The sequence below is a fragment of the Okeania sp. SIO2F4 genome, from assembly GCF_010672385.1.
GTDB lineage: Bacteria > Cyanobacteriota > Cyanobacteriia > Cyanobacteriales > Microcoleaceae > Trichodesmium.
In genome coordinates this window covers 1-3,129 of sequence record NZ_JAAHGT010001062.1, presented here as the reverse complement: position 1 = coordinate 3,129, position 3,129 = coordinate 1, and the positions used below count along the sequence as shown (strand labels likewise).

The following is a 3,129-nucleotide window of genomic DNA, read 5'->3' as shown; positions in this document are numbered from 1 at the left end:
TCCAAACAATTTTGTACCTCACGCTTTTTGGGAATTGCTATAGTACATTAATAAAAGTGAGCCAATAGTTTTTACTTAAGCTGATAGCTAATTGCCATAATTATGATTTTTATCCACAACGTTGAGGTCGTGTTTGCAAGTTAATTGCCAACAAATCTGCTACATCGCACTTTAATTTATCCGCAGTTTTTTTATTCGGTTCTATATAGCCAAAACCATCACTAAAAAACTTTTTCTGATAGGAATAAATCGCTGCTATCCATTGTTTTTTAGCTTCCATATATTTAAGTGAATCGCCGAGTAACTCATCTTCGACCACCCCAGCATACTGAAGTTTTACATCATTTTCTATAATTTGCTTAATTGCTTGAATAATCTCTAAACGTGCTTCTTCTGTTGTAACTAATGTAGAACTTTGAGCTAATATTTCTTCCTCTAGTTCCCGGACAATTTCTTTAATTACGCTGCTAGTAGTGGGAAATTTTTCTCGTGCTTTTTCGATTTTTTCTGTCGAAATTTCACTTACAGTAATTATTTCTACATCAGTTAATATTTCTTCTGAAGCAAGAGGATATTCTAGAGTTTCCCTTTCAGTAATATTTCCACTATTAAACTTACCTACCTGGTATCCCAAAGCAAAAAATAAACCATGAGAAAGCATAACCAGAGCAGTTACTGCTACTGGTCGTCCATACTTTCTAATTAATATAGTAATACGATCGGAAAAAGCTAATTCCTTATGAACAGTTAACCCAAAAATAATTGTTTTATAAGTAGATTTGAATTTAGGAAAAGCTGTGGTGAAAATTTCTTTTGGTACTTTTCCATTACTAACTTGGTGAAAATAAGCTGCTAACTCACCATCGGGTAATTGAGAAAATAAATCTGCAAAAGGTTGATAATAATTGCAGGGATAACGACGAGACTTCAAGAAAGAAATTAACTTTTTCCAGATAGCATTTCTATAGACTAATTTATCTGTTTCTTGACCAAGATTTTTGTTTAATAAACTATTTTCTAAATATTCTAAATCGTGACGAACTTGTTGTTTGATTTTATGGGAATATACTGACCATAAACTGCCTTGAGTTTTTAACAGCCAACAGCAGGCAGGAACAGATATTTTTTTCCCTAATATTTGATAGAAGGTATGATTTGCTCCTCCTACAATTAATGGTTCTAATAAATTTTGATAATTTCTCAGTTGCGATTGTAATTGTAGAGAAATTTTTTGCTTTTCATCTTCTTTCTTTACATCCCCATTAATATTTAACCAATGCAGATATTCTGGTAAAGTTTCAGGAATAAAAATTGCCCTTAAAGTTAATAACCTAACCATCTGAGCATTAGCATTTCCTTGTTTAACAGCATTACTCGCTCCTAGATTATCAAATAAATTGTTTAAATATTCTGATGTAACTTGACCAGTCTGTAATTTTAAAACTAAGTTTTCTATCCATTCCTGCTTAACTTGAGAACCACTAATTAATCCTTTAATTGCCGTTTCTATAGCAGCTTCATCTATATTATTTGAGATATTTGTAGAGGAATTTCCCATTATTTTCGTCTGTATTTCTGTCAAAGTTGCTGCTACTTCCGCATTAGCCGGATGAAGAATTATAAATTGTTCTGGTCGTTCAACAGCTTCTACATTATAAATCCATGATATAGGCTGACCATTAGCTTTAACTTCAGCAATTTTATTAATAATTTGTAAGTCAGATAATTCACTAGGAATTATTACAGGCAAAGTTTTAGTCTTCAGCCAATTTTGCCAATCTATAGGTAAATTAATTTCTGGTTTCCTAGTAACTGGATGTTGGTTTTGTTTTCCAATTTCTTTAGTTTCAGATGGATTAAATATCGGATTAATTCCCTGTTGCTGCTGAGTCTTTATCCAATCTAATATTTGCCAAATATTATCTTTTCCAACACAGAAAAAATAACGATAAAAAGAAGTCGAGCGCCCATATTCATCTTGTCCGGAAGTTACTACAGCAACTACCGAATAATCTGGTTCTTCTTTACTCATACTCAACACAACTCGCCCCACAAAAGTAGGTTCTTGACTATTACGATCTTTGCCTACTTCAAAACCTTTATTAGCAATTGCTCTGCCTAAAAAATGGGGAACTTTAGGCAATGTTAAATTCATATATTCTCCTACTTTAAATCCTCTGGAAATCCATTTACCATCGGGTAATATTTCGGGAATTATACCTGTGCTAAATTCGTGAATTTCAATATTTTCCATTTGCGAATACCAATTCACTTAAATACCGTTCGATAAAAATAATCCGTAGGGGTTTGCTCTCCAAACCCTTCCGCTAATATCAAATCTTTATTATATAGTTGGGGGAGATAGGGGTATTGAATATAGAAGTATAGATAGAAGGAAAATTTCACTACTCACCTCTACTGGCTGGGTGCTTCAGGAAATAAATCTATTATTGCGTATTGAGCAATAGAAGGAAAATTTCACTACTCACCTCTACTGGCTGGGTGCTTCAGAAAATGAATTTATTATTGCTCTATACGCAATAGCTAATCTTCAAAGTAGGGAAGTAAGGGAGAATTTTTCAATCTTTTTTCTGTATTGCCTCTATTTCACTCCCAACTCGTAACTCAAAAATTTAATCGCAAGCAAAGATACTAAATGGCTTCTATAAAATCCTGTTATACAGTAATCGCAAAATTACCTCTTCTTGATACAGAGTTCTATTGAATACGAATTTAAAAATTCATACCATTCAAATCCTTTCTAAATTCTAAATTCTGACTCTTTAGCTATGGGATAACTAAATTACCCGGATTCTATATAATTGCCCTCTTTTCGTAAGCATTCAGCAGTCAGCATTCAGCGGTCAGCATTCAGCTATCAATTTCATTGTCTTGAGAGAAGGAATTGGCATCTTCGTGATTTAAAAGAATTCAAAGTTACTGTAAAAGCTCATGCTTGCTTCATTTATTAAAAAGCTGAGAGCTGACAGCTAATAGCTGAATGCTTACCTCTTTTCCTACAATTATCCAAAACATTAGTTAACTTTACTTATTATTTATTACTCATTACTTCATAACTAAAGTATTGAGGTAGTACAGAATTCTTTTAAATATTTACTCCTTCTTCCA

General features: G+C 32.7%; 1 protein-coding gene. It reads right to left on the bottom strand.

All coding sequences use genetic code 11. The annotated features are described in order from the left end of the window. Nucleotides 1-109: 109 nt before the first annotated feature. Complete coding sequence (locus F6K22_RS37050) at nt 110-2,254, bottom strand: hypothetical protein (protein WP_293109737.1); 2,145 nt, start codon at nt 2,252-2,254, stop codon at nt 110-112. Nucleotides 2,255-3,129 lie beyond the last annotated feature (875 nt).